The sequence below is a fragment of the Nioella nitratireducens genome, from assembly GCF_001879715.1.
GTDB lineage: Bacteria > Pseudomonadota > Alphaproteobacteria > Rhodobacterales > Rhodobacteraceae > Nioella > Nioella nitratireducens.
This window is the reverse complement of the sequence record NZ_MNBW01000007.1, coordinates 128499-145168: the sequence shown is the minus strand read 5'-3', so window position 1 is coordinate 145168 and position 16670 is coordinate 128499. Positions and strand designations below refer to the sequence as shown.

At 65.3% G+C, this 16670-nt stretch carries 13 protein-coding genes; 11 read left to right on the top strand and 2 right to left on the bottom strand.

Annotation, left to right across the window (positions count from 1 at the left end):
• Positions 1-29: 29 nt before the first annotated feature.
• The 10 genes from BKY27_RS08725 to BKY27_RS08680 all read left to right on the top strand — a co-directional run bounded on the left by BKY27_RS08725 (position 30) and on the right by BKY27_RS08680 (position 12811).
• Positions 30-797, top strand: a complete 768-nt coding sequence (locus BKY27_RS08725; RefSeq protein WP_071674081.1) for an NAD kinase — start codon at positions 30-32, stop codon at positions 795-797.
• Positions 798-930: 133 nt separating this feature from the next.
• Positions 931-3210: an NADP-dependent malic enzyme gene (locus tag BKY27_RS08720; RefSeq protein WP_071674080.1), complete on the top strand. Its 2280-nt coding sequence runs from the start codon at positions 931-933 to the stop codon at positions 3208-3210.
• Between the two features lie 148 nt (positions 3211-3358).
• Positions 3359-5248 carry a propionyl-CoA synthetase gene (locus BKY27_RS08715; protein WP_071674079.1) on the top strand — a complete coding sequence of 630 codons (1890 nt, stop codon included), beginning with the start codon at positions 3359-3361 and terminating at the stop codon, positions 5246-5248.
• A gap of 223 nt (positions 5249-5471) precedes the next feature.
• Entirely contained in the window at positions 5472-6944 is a 1473-nt protein-coding gene (locus tag BKY27_RS08710) for a response regulator (RefSeq protein ID WP_071674078.1), read from the top strand.
• Between the two features lie 75 nt (positions 6945-7019).
• Positions 7020-7412 carry a cytidine deaminase gene (locus tag BKY27_RS08705; RefSeq protein WP_071674077.1) on the top strand — a complete coding sequence of 131 codons (393 nt, stop codon included), beginning with the start codon at positions 7020-7022 and terminating at the stop codon, positions 7410-7412.
• A gap of 3 nt (positions 7413-7415) precedes the next feature.
• The gene (locus BKY27_RS08700; protein WP_071674076.1) at positions 7416-8723 is read left to right on the top strand and encodes a thymidine phosphorylase; all 1308 of its coding nucleotides are present in this window, start codon (positions 7416-7418) and stop codon (positions 8721-8723) included.
• Positions 8723-9931, top strand: a complete 1209-nt coding sequence (locus BKY27_RS08695; protein ID WP_071674075.1) for a phosphopentomutase — start codon at positions 8723-8725, stop codon at positions 9929-9931. Before BKY27_RS08700 ends, BKY27_RS08695 begins: the two co-directional genes overlap by 1 nt.
• Complete coding sequence (locus BKY27_RS08690) at positions 9928-10905, top strand: adenosine deaminase (RefSeq protein ID WP_071674074.1); 978 nt, start codon at positions 9928-9930, stop codon at positions 10903-10905. The genes BKY27_RS08695 and BKY27_RS08690 overlap by 4 nt, the downstream gene beginning before the upstream one ends.
• A complete protein-coding gene (gene upp / locus BKY27_RS08685; protein ID WP_071674073.1) occupies positions 10902-11534 on the top strand; it encodes a uracil phosphoribosyltransferase in 633 nt (210 codons plus the stop codon). Before BKY27_RS08690 ends, upp begins: the two co-directional genes overlap by 4 nt.
• A 65-nt stretch (positions 11535-11599) precedes the next feature.
• Positions 11600-12811 (top strand): SPOR domain-containing protein, encoded by a 1212-nt coding sequence (locus BKY27_RS08680; protein ID WP_071674072.1) that lies wholly within the window; start codon positions 11600-11602, stop codon positions 12809-12811.
• A gap of 13 nt (positions 12812-12824) precedes the next feature.
• Here BKY27_RS08680 and BKY27_RS08675 read toward each other — a convergent pair whose 3' ends face one another.
• Complete coding sequence (locus BKY27_RS08675) at positions 12825-13844, bottom strand: hypothetical protein (RefSeq protein ID WP_071674071.1); 1020 nt, start codon at positions 13842-13844, stop codon at positions 12825-12827.
• A gap of 209 nt (positions 13845-14053) precedes the next feature.
• Positions 14054-15685, bottom strand: coding sequence for an AMP-binding protein (locus BKY27_RS08670; protein ID WP_071674070.1), 1632 nt, complete (start codon positions 15683-15685; stop codon positions 14054-14056).
• Positions 15686-15906: 221 nt separating this feature from the next.
• Here BKY27_RS08670 and BKY27_RS08665 point away from each other — a divergent pair, with 221 nt between their 5' ends.
• Complete coding sequence (locus BKY27_RS08665) at positions 15907-16497, top strand: Hint domain-containing protein (protein ID WP_071674069.1); 591 nt, start codon at positions 15907-15909, stop codon at positions 16495-16497.
• Positions 16498-16670: the final 173 nt, after the last annotated feature.

Below are 16670 nucleotides of genomic sequence, written 5' to 3'. Positions count from 1 at the left end.
CTGATCCTGTCAGAAGCCCCGGAGTTGCCATGCCCGCCGCCAGAAATCTCTGTTTCCTCGCTTCCGACGCCCCGATTGCGCAGGACGCGCAGGCCCGTCTCGCGGCGCAATATGGGCAACACCCCCCCGAAGAGGCGGATGTGATCGTGGCCTTGGGGGGCGACGGCTTCATGCTCTCCACCCTGCACGGGACACAGGCGCTTGAGGCGCCGGTCTACGGGATGAACCGGGGCACGGTCGGGTTCCTGATGAACGAATATGCCGAAGACAAACTGATCGAGCGACTGGAGTCGGCGGAAGAAGCGGTGATCCACCCATTGTACATGACGGCTGTGGATACGGACGGCAAGGTCAGCGAGGCCTTGGCGATCAACGAGGTCAGCCTGCTGCGGGCAGGGCCGCAGGCGGCGCGGCTGCGGATCTGGGTCGATGACCGGATGCGGATGGAGGAACTGGTTTGCGACGGCGCACTCGTCTGCACCCCGGCGGGTTCGACGGCCTACAACTATTCCGCGCACGGACCGATCCTGCCCATCGGCTCGGATGTTCTGGCGTTGACGGCGATGGCGGCGTTCCGGCCCCGGCGCTGGCGCGGGGCGCTGTTGCCCACCAGCGCGGTGGTCCGGTTCGAGGTGCTCGACCCGCGAAAGCGCCCGGTGATGGCGGATGCGGACAGCCGGTCGGTCGAAAATGTCACCTCGGTTGAAATCCGTTCCGAACCGGATGTGCGCCACCGTATCCTGTTCGATCCCGGTCACGGGCTGGAAGAGCGGCTGATCCGCGAGCAATTCGCCTGACGGCACCGGCGGGTTCTGGGGCCTGTGCGGCCGTTCTGGCCATCGGGGCGAACGGGGACAGTCCCGCCCTATGGATTGCTTTTTGCGACCAAGTATAGTTCAACGTTAAACAAGTTTCCTGGAGGCCCATCAGATGAGCGAAGACAAGACCGACGCGTTCCGGCAGGGCGCACTGGATTACCATGAATTCCCAAAGCCGGGGAAACTCGAAATCCGCGCCACCAAGCCGCTCGCGAACGGTCGCGACCTTGCCCGCGCCTATAGCCCCGGCGTGGCCGAGGCCTGCACCGAGATCGCCGCCACGCCGTCCGAGGCCGTGCGCTACACCGCGCGCGGCAACCTTGTGGCGGTCGTCACCAACGGCACGGCGGTGTTGGGGCTTGGCAATATCGGTGCGCTTGCCTCCAAGCCGGTGATGGAAGGCAAGGCCGTGCTCTTCAAGAAATTCGCCAATGTCGATTGCTTCGACATCGAGGTGAACGAACCCGATCCCTACAAGCTGGCCGAAATCGTCTGCGCGCTGGAACCCACCTTCGGTGCCATCAACCTTGAAGACATCAAGGCCCCCGATTGCTTCATCGTCGAAAAGATCTGCCGCGAGCGGATGGGCATCCCGGTTTTCCATGACGATCAGCACGGCACAGCCATTGTCGTCGGCGCGGCCGCCACCAATGCTTTGCATCTGGCGGAAAAGAAATTCGAGGACATCAAGGTCGTGTCCACCGGCGGTGGGGCCGCGGGGATAGCCTGCCTCAACATGCTGCTCAAGCTTGGCGTGAAGCGCGAGAATGTCTGGCTGTGCGATATTCACGGGCTGGTCTATCAGGGCCGGGAAGAGGACATGAACCCGCAAAAGGCCGACTACGCGCAGGCCAGCGCGTTGCGGACGCTTGACGATGTGATCAAGGGGGCCGACCTGTTCCTCGGCCTCTCTGGCCCCGGCGTTCTGACGACCGGGATGGTCGCCAAGATGGCCAAGCGCCCCATCGTGTTCGCATTGGCCAACCCGACGCCGGAAATCCTGCCCGATCAGGTGCGCGAAGCCGCGCCCGACGCGATCATCGCCACTGGGCGCAGCGATTTTCCCAATCAGGTCAACAATGTCCTGTGTTTCCCATTCATTTTCCGTGGGGCGCTGGATGTCGGGGCGACCGAGATCAACGACGCGATGCAGATCGGCTGTGTCGAGGGTATCGCGGCCCTTGCCCGTGCCACCACCAGCGCCGAGGCCGCCGCCGCCTACAAGGGCGAGCAACTGACTTTCGGCGCGGATTACCTGATTCCCAAACCCTTCGATCCCCGTCTGATCGGCGTGGTCGCGGCCTCGGTGGCCAAGGCGGCGATGGACAGCGGCGTGGCGGCGCGGCCGCTGGACGATCTGGTGGCCTACAAGGAAAAGCTGAATCAGTCTGTGTTCCGTTCGGCCCTTGTGATGCGGCCCGTGTTCGAGGCGGCATCCACCGCCACCCGCAAGATCGTCTTCTCGGAAGGCGAGGATGAGCGGGTGCTGCGCGCGGCGCAGGCGATGCTGGAGGATACGACCGACACGCCCACCCTGATCGGTCGCCCCGAGGTGGTGCAGATGCGGATTGAACGGGCGGGCCTGACGATCCGGCCCGACCGCGATTTCGACCTGATCAACCCGGAAAGCGACAGCCGCTACCGGGACTACTGGCAAACCTATCTCGACAAGATGCAGCGCAAGGGCGTGACGCCCGATCTGGCCCGCGCGATCCTGCGCACCAACAGCACGGCCATCGGTGCCGTGGCAGTACATCGAGGCGAGGCGGATTCGCTGATCTGCGGCACCTTCGGCCAGTATCTGTGGCACCTGAACTATGTCACCCAACTGCTGGCCCATGACGGGCTGCATCCGGTGGGCGCGCTCAGCCTTGTCATTCTGGAAGACGGGCCGCTTTTCATTGCTGACACCCATATCCACGCGGTCCCGACGCCCGAGCAGATCGCCGAGACAGTGATCGGCGCGGCGCGTCACGTGGGCCGTTTCGGCATAGCACCGCGGATCGCGCTCTGTTCCAGCTCGCAATTCGGCAACCTCGATAACGACAGCGGTCGCCGGATGCGGGCCGCGCTGGAAATTCTCGACGGGATGGATCTGGATTTCTGCTACGAGGGCGAAATGCATGCCGATGCCGCGTTGGACCCGGACCTGCGTGACCGCAACTTCCCCGGTTCGCGTCTGGACGGGGCAGCAAATGCCCTGGTGTTTTCCAGCACCGATGCCGCCAGTGCCACGCGCAACATCCTCAAGATGAAGGCGAACGGGCTGGAAGTGGGACCGATCCTGATGGGAATGGGCAACAAGGCCCATATCGTGACCCCGTCGATCACCGCGCGCGGATTGCTCAACATCTCTGCCCTCGCGGGCACGCCGGTGCATCACTACGGCTGACCCCGCATCGCGTTGGCTCAAACCGGCCCTTCCGCCTGCGGAGGGGCCTCTTTTTATGCGGCTGCGGCAATCAAACCCTTTGTATGGTGCGGCATACAATTGTAGGGGAGGACACAGGGGAATGCAGGAGATTTGTGGAGGAGACCACATGGGATATTCGGAGATTGCGGCCGAAGCCAAAGCTGACCCTGAAGGCTACTGGATGAAGGCAGCCGAGGGCATCGACTGGGTCACCCCGCCGTCGAAAGCGCTGTTTGACGAGAATGCGCCGCTCTATGAATGGTATGCTGATGGCACGTTGAACGCCTGCTGGAACGCCGTCGACCGCCATGTCGAGGCTGGCCATGGCGAGCGGGTGGCGATCATCCACGACAGCCCCATTACCCATTCCAAGCGCGAAATCAGCTTCGTCGAGCTGCGCAACCGCGTCGCCAACCTGGCCGGGGCGCTCAAGGCGAAGGGCGTCGAAAAGGGCGACCGCGTCATCATCTACATGCCGATGATCCCCGAAGCGCTGGAGGCGATGCTGGCCTGTGCCCGCATCGGCGCGGTGCATTCGGTGGTGTTTGGCGGGTTTGCCGCGCATGAACTGGCCGTGCGGATCGACGATTGCACCCCGAAATGCATCATTGCCGCGTCCTGCGGGTTGGAGCCGGGCCGTGTTGTGCACTACAAGCCGCTGCTGGACGGCGCGATTGAGCAGGCCACGCACAAGCCGGATTTCTGCGTCATCTTCCAGCGTGAACAAGAAGTCGCAAAGCTGACCGAAGGCCGCGACGTGAACTGGCATGGTTTTCAATACGGCGTGGAAGCGGCGGAATGCGTGCTGGTCGAGGGCAACCACCCGCTCTATATTCTCTATACCTCGGGGACCACGGGGCAGCCCAAGGGCGTTGTGCGCCATACGGGCGGCCATTCGGTTGCACTCAACTGGACGATGCGCAACCTTTACGACATGAACCCCGGCGAGGTCTTCTGGGCCGCGTCCGACGTCGGCTGGGTCGTGGGGCACAGCTATATCTGCTATGGGCCGCTGACCTATGGCTGCACCACCATCGTGTTCGAGGGCAAGCCCGTCGGCACCCCGGATGCCGGCACGTTCTGGCGCGTCATTCAGGACCACAAGGTCAAGTGCCTCTTCACCGCCCCGACCGCCTTTCGCGCGATCAAGCGCGAGGACTCGAATGGTGACCTGATCGGCAAATACGACATGTCGAGCCTCGAAAGCCTGTTCCTTGCCGGCGAACGTGCCGACCCCGACACCATTGTCTGGGCGCAGGACAAACTGGGTGTTCCGGTGATCGACCACTGGTGGCAGACGGAAACCGGTTGGGCCATCGCTGGCAACCCCCTCGGGATCGAGGCGTTGCCGGTCAAGGTCGGCTCTCCGTCGGTTGCGATGCCGGGCTGGGACGTTCAAATCCTCGACGAGGGTGGCCATCCCCTTCCTGCCGGCGAGCTTGGCGCGATTGCTGCGAAGCTTCCACTGCCACCGGGGACGTTGCCGACGCTCTGGAATGCCGAAGACCGGTTCCTCAAGTCCTATCTGGAACACTTCCCCGGGTACTATGAGACCGGTGATGCGGGCTACAAGGACGAGGACGGATACCTCTACATCATGGCGCGCACCGATGACGTCATCAATGTTGCGGGCCACCGCCTGTCCACCGGCGCTATGGAAGAGGTTCTGGCCAGCCACCCGGACGTGGCGGAATGCGCCGTGATCGGTGTGGCCGACGCCCTGAAGGGGCAGATGCCGATGGGCTTCCTGTGTCTCAATTCGGGTACCCAAAAGGCCGCTGAAGACGTGGTTGCGGATTGCGTGAAGCTGGTGCGTGACCAGATCGGTCCCGTGGCGGCCTTCAAGCTTGCCACCGTGGTGCAGCGCCTGCCCAAGACACGCTCGGGCAAGATCTTGCGGGCCACCATGGTCAAGATCGCAAATGGCGAAGAATTCAAGATGCCCGCCACGATCGACGATCCGGCGATCCTGGACGAAATCGCCGAGGCGCTGAAAGAGATTGGCTATCCCCGGTAGGGATGGCGTGCAGATGCGACGTCGAGAGGCCGGGCCACAGTGCCCGGCCTTTTCGTGAAACGGCGCAGCCCGCCTTGGCCCTCGCGGGTCAGTCGGGGTTCTCTTGGCGCCCTCTCGCACGGTGTTAACCGAATATTAACCTTGTCACGGCGTCATGAGACGGGGCGGTTCAGGCGGGGACATGACGCAAGACCATCGTTCAAGGGCAGGGGACAGCCCGGCCATGGCCGAAATCGACGCGGTGCGCGATGCGCTGCGGCTATACGGTCATGACATCCGCGCGGCGGTCTCGGACGTGGTCGGCGGCCTGCGTTTGATCGACCCCGCGCGGGTGCCGCCCGACCTGCAATGCCAGCTCGACCGGGTGCGGGTGGCGGGCGAAACGCTGGCCGACCTGATCGACGGGGCCACGATGCTGAGCACCGGCAGGCCCGCGCAGGCTGCTCCGTCGCGGGGGTTCGACTTTCGAAGTTTTCTGGCCGGGATCGAAATGCGCTGGTCGGGCCGCGCGCGCGAACAAGGGTTGACCTTCCGGCTGGATGTCGATCGCCATGTGCCCGAACGGATACGGGCGGCACGGATCAAGCTCGACCGGATCCTCGGCAACCTGATCGCCAATGCGTTGAAATTCAGCGACCGAGGGCGGGTGACCTTGTCGGTGCGCCTTGAAGCCGACGCGTTGATCTTTCAGGTCCGCGATCAGGGGCGCGGGTTCTCCAAACCAGCCCTTGACCGGCTGTTCACACCTGACGGACGGCCGACCAATGAAAACCGTCCCGGCACCGGGCTGGGGCTGCATATCTCCAAGGAACTGGCCGATGGGCTGGGCGGGGCGTTGGTGGTTGAAAACCGGGCCGGGGCCGGGGCCGACGTGACCCTCAGCTTGCCGCGCGAGTCGTGGGAATGCCGTCAGGGGGATGGCGACCGCCCGGACCTGTCGGATCTGACGGTTCTGGTGGCGGAAGACAATGAAACCAACCAGATCCTCGTGCGGCAGATGCTGGAAGGGATGGGAGCCCGGATGCTGCTGGCCCGCGACGGGCAAGAGGCGCTCGACCTGCTGGCACACCACCCGGTGAACATCGCGCTGGTGGATATCGAGATGCCGCGCGTGTCAGGGATCGAGGTGATGCGCCGGATGCGCCAGCGACCGGGGTTCGACACGCCGATGGTGGCGCTGACCGCCTATGTCATGCGCGAGAACCGCGAAGCGATTTACGCCGCCGGGGCCGACGGGGTGATTGCCAAGCCGATCCGCTCGGTCAGCGCCTTTGGGCAGGCCATCCGCCGCCATGTGGGCCGCAGCATGGACGACGCGCCACCGCCGCAGCCACGGCCAGACGCCGAGGCGACGATGGCGGCCTTCGACAGAAACCGGTTCGAGTCGATCCTGCAAGCCGCCGGGCCGGACGGACGGCAGGAATTCCTCCTGCATTTGTTGCAGGACTTACGCTCGGTCCGGGGAGAGTTGAAACAGGCTACGGCGGGAAATGACACCGTTCAGACCCGCGCGCAAAGCCATATCCTGATTTCACTCGCGGGCGCGGTTGGGGCCGACCGGTTGCAGCAGATCGCGGAATCGCTGAACGCGGCGGCGCATAAGGGGCGGTTGCAAGAGGCGGGGACGCTGGTCTCGACCTGTGACCATGCCCTTGGTGCCCTGATTGCACAGGTCGAACATCGCGCCGCATCCTAGCCTGTCCGCCGGGGAAGGCTTGCACGCGGGGCGGTGCGGGACCAGACTGGGCAAAATTGCCCGGAGGTTTCCCCCATGTCCCTTGTCGACCACGCCGCGCGCGTGCGCCTGAACGCCTATGTTCCCTATTCCCGCTTCAAGGTGGGCGCCGCCATCCGCAGCACCGAGGGCAACTTGCATCTTGGCTGCAATGTCGAGAACGTGGCCTATCCCGAGGGCACCTGCGCCGAAGCGGGGGCCATTGCGGTCATGATCGCCGCGGGCGACAGCCGCATCGCCGAGGTCGCCGTCATTGCCGACAGCCCCAGCCCGGTGCCGCCCTGCGGCGGTTGCCGACAGAAACTGGCGGAATTCGCCAAGGGCGACGTGGTTGTGACGCTGGCCACCACCGACGGCAAGATGCTGCGCACCACCGTGGCCGACCTGCTGCCCGGCGCGTTCGATGCAAGCCACATGGAAGGCGCTTGACCCATGGATGCGCGTGCAATTCTGGCACAGCTTCGCAGGGGCGAGGCACTGAGCCCCGAGGCCTATGACTGGTTCGCGCGTGGTCTGGCCGACGGCGGGGTCAGCGATGCGCAGGCCGGGGCCTTTGCCATGGGCATCTGTAAATCGCCCATCGGGTCCAAAGGGCGGGTGCTGTTGACCCATGCGATGCGCGCCACCGGGCAGGTTCTGGCATGGAATGTCCCGGGTCCGGTGCTCGACAAGCATTCCACCGGCGGGGTGGGGGACACGGTGTCGTTGCCGCTGGCCCCGGCGCTTGCCGCCTGCGGGGCCTTTGTTCCGATGCTGTCGGGGCGGGGGTTGGGCCATACCGGCGGCACGCTCGACAAGATGGAGGCGATTCCGGGCTATCGGGCCATCGTCTCGAACGAGGACTTGTCGCGTGTTGTGCGAGAGGTGGGCTGCGCCATCGTCGGCGCGTCTGGCGAAATCGCCCCGGCGGACAAGCGGCTTTACGCGGTGCGCGATGTCACCGCGACGGTGGAAAGCATCGACCTGATCACCGCCTCGATCCTGTCCAAGAAGTTGTCCGAAGGGCTCGATGGGCTGGTGCTGGACGTCAAGACCGGCTCTGGCGCCTTCATGGAAGACCCCGCCGACGCACTGGCACTGGCGCAATCGCTGGTGGATACGGCGCAGGGCGCGGGTTGCAACTGCACCGCGTTGCTGACGGATATGAGCCAGCCACTGGCGCGCAGCGCGGGCAACGCGCTGGAGGTGATCGAAGCGATGGAACTCCTCACCGGCACCGGGGGCGCCCCCCGGTTGCGAGAGGTCACGGTGTCACTCGGGGGCGAGTTGCTGGCGCTTGGCGGTCTGGCAACGGACGCGGCGGATGGCGAGGCAAAGATCAATGGCGCGATCAATTCGGGCCGGGCGGCAGACGTGTTTGGCCGCATGGTCGCGGCGCTTGGTGGCCCGTCTGATTTCGTGGCCCGTTGGCGCGACCGGCTGCCGGCTGCCCCCGTGGTGGTAGAAATCCACCCCGGTCAGCCCGGCTACGTGGCCAGCATCGACACCCGTGCGATTGGCGAGGCGGTTGTGCATCTGGGCGGCGGGCGATTGGTGCAAAGCGACGCGGTTGATCCCGCCGTGGGCCTGTCCGATATCGCCGGGATCGGCGACAGGGTAGAGGCTGACCGCCCGCTTGCGCGCATCCATGCCCGCAGCGAAGAGGACGCGCATCGCGCCGCCGAGGGGGTCGTGGCGGCCTATCGGCTGTCGGATGCGCGTGTGCCGCCCCCGGCCCTGGTTCAGGAAAGGATTGCCTGATGGCGCGTGCGTTTCTGGTGGTGATGGATTCCGTGGGGTGCGGCGGCGCACCGGATGCAGGATCGTTCTATAATGGCGATACGCCCGACACCGGGGCCAATACGCTGGCCCATATCGCCGCCGAATGCGCTGCCGGGCGGGCGGATAAGGGGCGCAGCGGTCCGTTGCGCCTGCCCACGCTCGATGCGCTCGGGCTTGGCGCGGTGGTGCGTCTTGCCTCGGGGCAGGACGCGCCGGGGCTTGGGGCAGACCCGGCGGGCCTCTGGGGGGCGGCAAGCGAAGTTTCCGCGGGCAAGGACACGCCGTCGGGCCATTGGGAACTGGCCGGGCTGCCGGTGCCGTGGGATTGGACCTATTTTCCCGACACCGATCCGGCCTTTCCGCCGGACCTCGTGGACAAGGTCAAGGCGATTGCGGGGACCGACGGCATTCTCGGCAACCGACATGCCTCGGGCACCGTCATAATCGCGGACGAGGGCGAGCGGCATCAACAGACGGGATGGCCCATCTGTTACACCTCTGCCGACAGCGTCTTTCAGATCGCCGCACATGAAGAAAGCTTCGGCCTCGACCGGCTCTACGACCTTTGCGCGCGGCTGGCCCCGGTGCTGCACGCGATGAAGGTTGGACGGGTCATTGCGCGGCCGTTCGTGGGCAGCCCCGGCCACTACACCCGTACCGGCAACCGCCACGATTACGCGATCGAACCGCCGGCGCCGACGCTGTGCGATTGGGTCCAGGGGGCAGGGCGCAAGGTCCATGCCGTCGGCAAGATCGGCGACATCTTCTCGATGCGCGGCATCGACGATGTGGCGAAGGGGCCGGATGCGGACCTGATGGGCCATCTCTCGAACCTCGTGGATAATGCCGAAGACGGCAGCCTGACCTTCGCCAATTTCGTGGAGTTCGACAGCCTCTACGGCCACCGTCGCGACGTGTCGGGCTATGCCCGGCATCTGGAATGGTTCGACACGGCCATCAGCCCGATCCTTGCGCGTTTGCGCCCGGACGACCTGATGATCTTCACCGCCGATCATGGCAACGATCCAACTTGGGTCGGCACCGACCACACCCGCGAACGGGTGCCGGTGCTTGGCAAGGGCGCACAATCCGGGCAGATAGGGCTGTGCGCCTTCACCGATGTCGCGGCCACCATTGCCGCGCATCTGGGGGTGCCAGCACAGGGACCGGGGCGGAGCTTTCCATGACACCCAAGATCGAACTTCACCTGCATCTCGAAGGCGGTGCCCCGCCCGCGTTCATCAAGGGCATCGCCAAGGAAAAGCATGTCGATCTGTCCGGCATCTTCCGCGAGGATGGCAGCTATTCCTACAAGGATTTCTGGCACTTCCTGAAGGTCTACGAGGCAGCGACCAGCGTGCTGACCACGCCCGAGGATTACGCCCGCCTGACCCGCGCGGTGCTGGAAGAAAGCGCCGAAAACGGGGTGGTCTACTCCGAGACCTTCCTGTCCCCCGATTTTTGCGGCGGCGGCGACGTGGGCGCGTGGCGGGAATATCTGCACGCGATAGAGGAGACGGCGGCAACCGCCGAGGCCGAGCTTGGCATCACCCTGCGCGGCATCATCACCTGTATCCGCCATTTCGGGCCCGAGAAATCCAAGCCGATCGCGCGTTGCGCCGCCGAGACCAAGGGCGATTTCATCACCGGTTTCGGCATTGCCGGCGATGAACTGATCGGTAGGCCCAAGGACTATCTGTGGGCCTTTGACTGCGCGCGCGAGGCGGGGCTGCGCCTGACCGCTCATGCCGGTGAATGGGGCGGGGCGGAAAGCGTCCGCGATGCGATCCGCGATCTTCGGGTGGAACGGATCGGCCACGGGGTGCAGGCGATTGACGATCTGGCCCTTGTCGACGAGATCGCCGAGGCCGGGATCACGCTGGAATGCTGCCCCGGCTCGAACGTGTTTCTCGGTGTATTCCCCACGTGGCGCGACCACCCCATCGAGACCCTGCGCCAACGCGGCGTGAAGGTCACGGTGTCCACCGACGACCCGCCCTTCTTCCACACCACGATGGCCACGGAATACGATCGCCTCGCCGATACCTTCGGCTGGGATGACGGGATTTTCGCCGAAATCAACGCGAATGCACTGGACGCGGCCTTCTGCGACGCGGCGACCCGTGCCAAGATTGCCAAGACACTCGAGAAAGGGACATGATGCAGCACCTTACCGTCGTTGATCACCCGCTGGTCCAGCACAAGCTGACGATCATGCGTGAAAAGCACACGTCGACTGCCGTGTTCCGGCAGCTCTTGCGGGAAATCAGCCAGCTTCTGGCCTACGAGGTCACGCGTGAATTGCCGATGACGACCAAGCGGATCGAGACGCCCTTGCAGGAAATGGACGCACCGGTTTTGGCGGGGCGCAAGCTGGCGCTGATTTCGATCCTGCGGGCGGGCAACGGGCTGTTGGACGGGATGCTGGAACTGATCCCCTCGGCGCGGGTCGGCTTCGTCGGTCTCTACCGGGACGAGGAAACGCTGAAGCCCGTGCAATACTACTTCAAGGTGCCGGACGAGTTGGGCGACCGCATGGTGATCGCGGTCGATCCGATGCTGGCCACCGGCAACAGCTCGGTCGCGGCCATCGACCTGCTCAAGCAGGCCGGAGCGACCAATATCCGCTTCCTCTGCCTGCTCGCCGCGCCCGAGGGCGTGGCCCGTATGCAAGAGGCCCATCCCGACGTTCCGATCGTCACGGCGTCACTGGACAGCCACTTGAACGAAAAGGGTTATATCGTTCCCGGACTAGGGGATGCGGGCGACCGCATGTTCGGCACGAAATAGGCTATCCCCCTTTACGCCCGCCCGATCCTCTGTCACTGTTTCGGGGACACCAAAGGGGGGTTGTCATGCGTCTGCTTCGGACGATCTCGGGGCTGGCCCTTGTGGCTGTGCTCAGCGCGCCTGCTAGCGCGCAATCCACTGCATCCATGTCCGGACCGGCGGAATTTCCGCCGTCTTCGTTTTCGGGCGCGCAATATGTCGACAGCAATGGATGCGTGTTCATCCGCGTGGGCTATGGGGGCGAGACCAACTGGGTGCCGCGCGTGACGCGCGACCGTCAGCCGATTTGCGGCCAGCAGCCGACCTTTGGCGCGGCGGCCCCGGTCAGCGTCGCCACCGGTCCCGCGCCGACCGAGGCACCGGATTTGCCGGACGCGCCCGCCGCGCCGCAAGTGACCGTTGCCACCGCGCCCGAGGCGCGCCCCGTGCAGCCTCAAACGGCACAACCTCAACCGGTGCAGCCGCAACCGACCATCGCCGCCGCTGCCCCCGCTCCGACGCAGCCGGTGCAGACCGCGACCGCGCGGCCAGTGCCAGCGCCCGCCGCCGCGCGGCCAGTGCGCACGCCAGCCGCCCCGGCCATGGTCAGTTGTCAGGGTCTGCCCGCCGGCGCAGCGCATTACATGCGTGGTGCCGATGTGCGTTGTGGCCCGCAGGCCATCCATCCTGCCGACGGACAACCGGTGATCCGAACCGCCGCCATCCGCGCCGGTATCACCACCTCGGCCCCGTCAGCAACCGGGGCGGCCGCCAGTGCCGGGGCCCCGCCCCTGACGCCGCTGATCGTGCCCGAGGGCTATCGCCCGGCTTGGGATGACGGGCGCCTTAACGCTTATCGCGGGCTGGCCATGGCGACGCCGCAGGGCAATGCAGAGATGGCGCAGGTCTGGAGCAACACGCTGCCCCGCGTGGCCATCCAACCCGACCCGGCAGCCGATGGGGTGCCGGTGCCGCGGACCGCAATGGTGACGCGCGCCTCCTCCACGCCCACGCTTGCGGTGTCCGATAGCGACAGCGCGCCCGAGACCCCGGTCGTGCGAGTCTCGTCCACCGATCGGTTCGTCGAGGTCGCCCGTTTCACGGACCGCGACAGCGCCGACGCGGCGCGCCGCGCCTTGCAGCAACGCGGACTGGCGACCCATCTCGGCGGTTTGCGACACGGGGGGCAGGTCAGGGGCTATCTGGTCTTGGCCGGTCCCTTCGAGGATCCGCAACTGCTTGGGCGCATCTTGGTTCAGGCCCGCCGCTTTGGCTATCCCGGCGCCACCACGCGATAATTCCGGGCAGCCGTCACCCGTCGCAGAGTTCCTGAAGCGCGATCCATTGCTGATCGGACAGGAGCGGCGCGCGCAAACGCCCCCGCATCGGGTCTGCCTCGATCATCTCCAATACAGATTCCCCCGATACATCAATGGCATAGGCATAAGGCTCGGAGCTGAGCCCGGCCTGCTCAAATCGCGCCAGCAGACGGGTGGTGTCGACCGGGGCAGGCGGTGTGGTCAGCAGGGCGGCCGCGTGATCGCGCAGATGGGCTTCGTCGATCTCGCCGGTGGTGAGCAGCCGGATCGTTGGCATCACCCCGGCCGCATGCAAGAGCGTCAGGATCGGGTCTTCGGCCCGGCGGCGCAGATCCTCGGCCAGCAGGAAGCCCGCCAGCACTTCAGGCCCTTCGTAGTCCTCGACCAACGACCGGTTCACGACCAGGATATTGCCGGGCAAATGCGCCGTTGTTTGCGCGGTCGATGGCAGCACGATGACCTGCGGGGGAGCGGTCGCCCCGAACAGGCCGGTGGCCAATTCGCGCATCGAGGTCAGGCCGGCGGGGGCGGTGCAGGGGCGGCCGGTCAGGGTGGCCATTTCGGTCAAAAGGCGTTGGCCGATGGCGGCGCGGCTGGCCGTGGGCAAGACAACCGCCGTCTGGCGCATCAGCACCGAGGGCAGCCACACCACGCAGATCAGGATCACCGCAAGGCTCAGCGCCCCCCCGAGCCAGAGCCGCAGACGCCCCGGATGCGGGCGGCGGCGCTCGATCACAGTGCGCACCCGCTCTATCGCTTCGATCATGTCGGGATCGGTCAGTTCCAGCAGTTCGTCGGCATCTGCATCCGGCGCGTAAAACGCTGGAAGTTTCCCCGGATTCAACCGCTTAACGGCTGGAAGCGACCAATGCGACAGGGCCGTTTCCGAGGTCGAATAGATCACAAGGGTGGCGTCCCCGAGGGAAACGACAACCTCTCGGCGCTGGCTGTCGGGCGTGTCGCGCCACAGGCCCGTGGTCTCGAGCCGCTCGTATTCTGAAAGCGCCGTCATTGCCTGTGGTTGCCCTGTTTTGACAGCCAGACTAGCGGATACGGGCGGTTTGCTCAACTGATCACGAGGCGCCTGGGCCGCCAAAACGGCCTGTCGCCCCCCGTGCACCGGGCGTACACCCCCCGTACACCCCCTGTACACCGGAAACGGCGTTTTTGGCGGGTGCGGCATCCGGGGCGCGGACGGCGGCGCGCGCCGCCGCCCGCGTCCTACAGATCGGCCGCCACTTTGCGCAGTTCGAATTTCTGGATCTTGCCGGTCGAGGTCTTGGGCAATTCCTGAAACACCACGCGCTTGGGCGTCTTGAAGCCGGCCAGACGCTGGCGGGCGAAGGCGATCAGGTCTTCCTCGCTGGCGTCGGCGCCGTCCTTGAGCTCGACGAAGGCGCAGGGCACTTCGCCCCATTTCTCATCCGGCTTGGCCACGACGGCGCAGAGCAGCACGGCGGGGTGGTGCATGAGGGCGCCCTCGACCTCGACGGAACTGACATTCTCGCCGCCGGAAATGATGATGTCCTTGGCGCGGTCGGTGATCTGGACGTAGGTGTCGGGGTGCTGCACGGCGATATCGCCGGAATGGAAATAGCCGCCCTTGAAAGACTCGGCGGTGGCGCGGGGGTTCTTGTAATAGCCCTTCATCACCGAATTGCCGCGGATCATGATCTGGCCCACGGTCTGGCCGTCCATCGGCACCGGGCACAGGTCGTCATCCATCACCACGATGGGTTCCATGGTGGGCAGGGCGACGCCCTGACGGGCCTTGATGGCGGCGCGCGGCTCTTGCTCCAGATCGCCCCAATCCTCGTCCTTCCAGACGCATTCGGTGGCATGGCCGTAGGTTTCGGTCAGGCCATAGACCTGCGTGACGTTGAAGCCCATCGGCTCGATCGCGGCGAGCGTCGCCGGGGCGGGGGGCGCGCCTGCGGTAAAGACCTCGACGGTGTGATCGAAGGCGCGGCGGTCGGCGTCGGGGGCGTTGACGATGGCATTGAGCACGATGGGCGCGCCGCCGAAATGGGTCACGCCCTCGTCCGCGATGGCATCATAGATCGCCTTGGCGGTCACGTCGCGGCAGCACACGACAGTGCCGCCGAGGGCGGGCATCATCCACGTGTGGCACCAGTTGTTGCAGTGGAAGAAGGGCACGATCGTCAACAGGCGCGGGTTCAGCGTCATGCGCCACGCGATGGGTGTGCCGAGCGTGATCAGGTAGGCGCCACGATGGTGGTAGACCACGCCTTTGGGCCGCCCGGTGGTGCCAGAGGTGTAGTTGAGCGCGATGCTTTCCCATTCGTCGGCGGGCATGATCCATTCAAAATCGGCGTCGCCCTCGGCCAGCAGGTCTTCGTATGTCAGGTGACGGCCCGACGCGTGGTAGCCCGCCTGTTCATCGGGCACCTCGACGATGAGCGGCAGGGCTTCGGCCTCCATCTCTTTCAGGGCCTCTTCGACGGCGCCGAGGAACTGGGTATCGACCAGCACCACCGTGGCCTCGCCATGGTCGAGGATGTAGCTGATGGTGCCGATGTCGAGCCGGGTGTTGATGGTGTTCAGCACTGCCCCGCAGGCGGGCACGCCAAAAAGCGCCTCGGCCTGTGCGGGCACGTTGGGCATGACGGTGGCCACGACGTCGCCGGGGGCAATGCCGCGCGCGGCGAGGGCGGAGGCCAGTTGCGAGACACGGGCGTGATAGTCGGCATAGGTCTTGCGGAAGGTGCCGTAGACCAGCGCTTCGTGCTTGGGAAAGACCAGCGCCGCGCGTTGCAGATGGGTCAGCGGTGTCAGCGGCACAAAGTTGGCTGCCCGCTTTTCCAACCCGGTTTCGTCTTTCATCCAGCCCATGACCGCTCCTCTCGATGATTGTCGCGCGGGGAACTATGGAACATGGCGGCGTAGGTGCAAGAAAAACATCACCGGGATGCAATGTCCGGTGTCACGCTGTCTTTACTTGACAACCCAAGGATGAAACCTATCCTTTTGGACAGGTGGACCGGGCAACAGTGCCAGGTGTCGGACGCCGGAAACCGGGCGGCAGGACTGGTAAGCATCCAGGAGGATGAACGGTGTTTGGTCGCGCCCGATTTTCAGAATCGAAACGTCATCTTTGCGAAGCGGGGGGCCACCCCGATGGCTGCGCTGTCTGTTCCGCCTTTGGCCTGCTGGACGAGACCGAGGTGATGACGCCAACCGGCTGGGTGTCGGCGGGCCAGGTGATGCCGGGTGAAGAGGTGATGACCTATTCCGACGGGTTCCTGCCGGTGTTGCGCGTGACGCGGCGCCCATCCTTCAGCAGCCGGGTGACATGCCCCGGCCATTTCTGGCCGCTGATGGTCGCGCCGGGCCTGCTGGGCAACGACCGGACCTTCCGGTTGCTGCCCGACGACGCGGTGCTGTTCGACACCGACGACGCCGAGGATGTGCCGGTGATGATCCCGGCGCGCGCGATGATCGGATGCGCTGGCGTGGTGCCGTGCGACCCGGCGCAGCGCCAGCCTGTGACAGAGCTGTGGTTCGCGCGGCCGCACCTGGTGGCGGTGGCAGGCGGGGCCTATGTGCTGTGTTCGCAGGGGACGGGGCAGACCTCGGCCGTTGTGGACGTGCCGACGCTTGGATTGGCCGAGGCCCGCAAAAGGCTGCACGCGGCCCGGCAGTGACTGTGCCAGGGACCGTGCCAAGCGTGAAGCGCTGGTCTTTTTATTGAATTGGACCAAGGTGTTCGGGCGAATGCAGTGCTTTGGGGCCAGGGAATGCAACGATTATTAATTCCGCTCGCAGAATTTCACAATTTCACCATTTTGACTCGAAATAACAGGCCTGAAAAAAACGT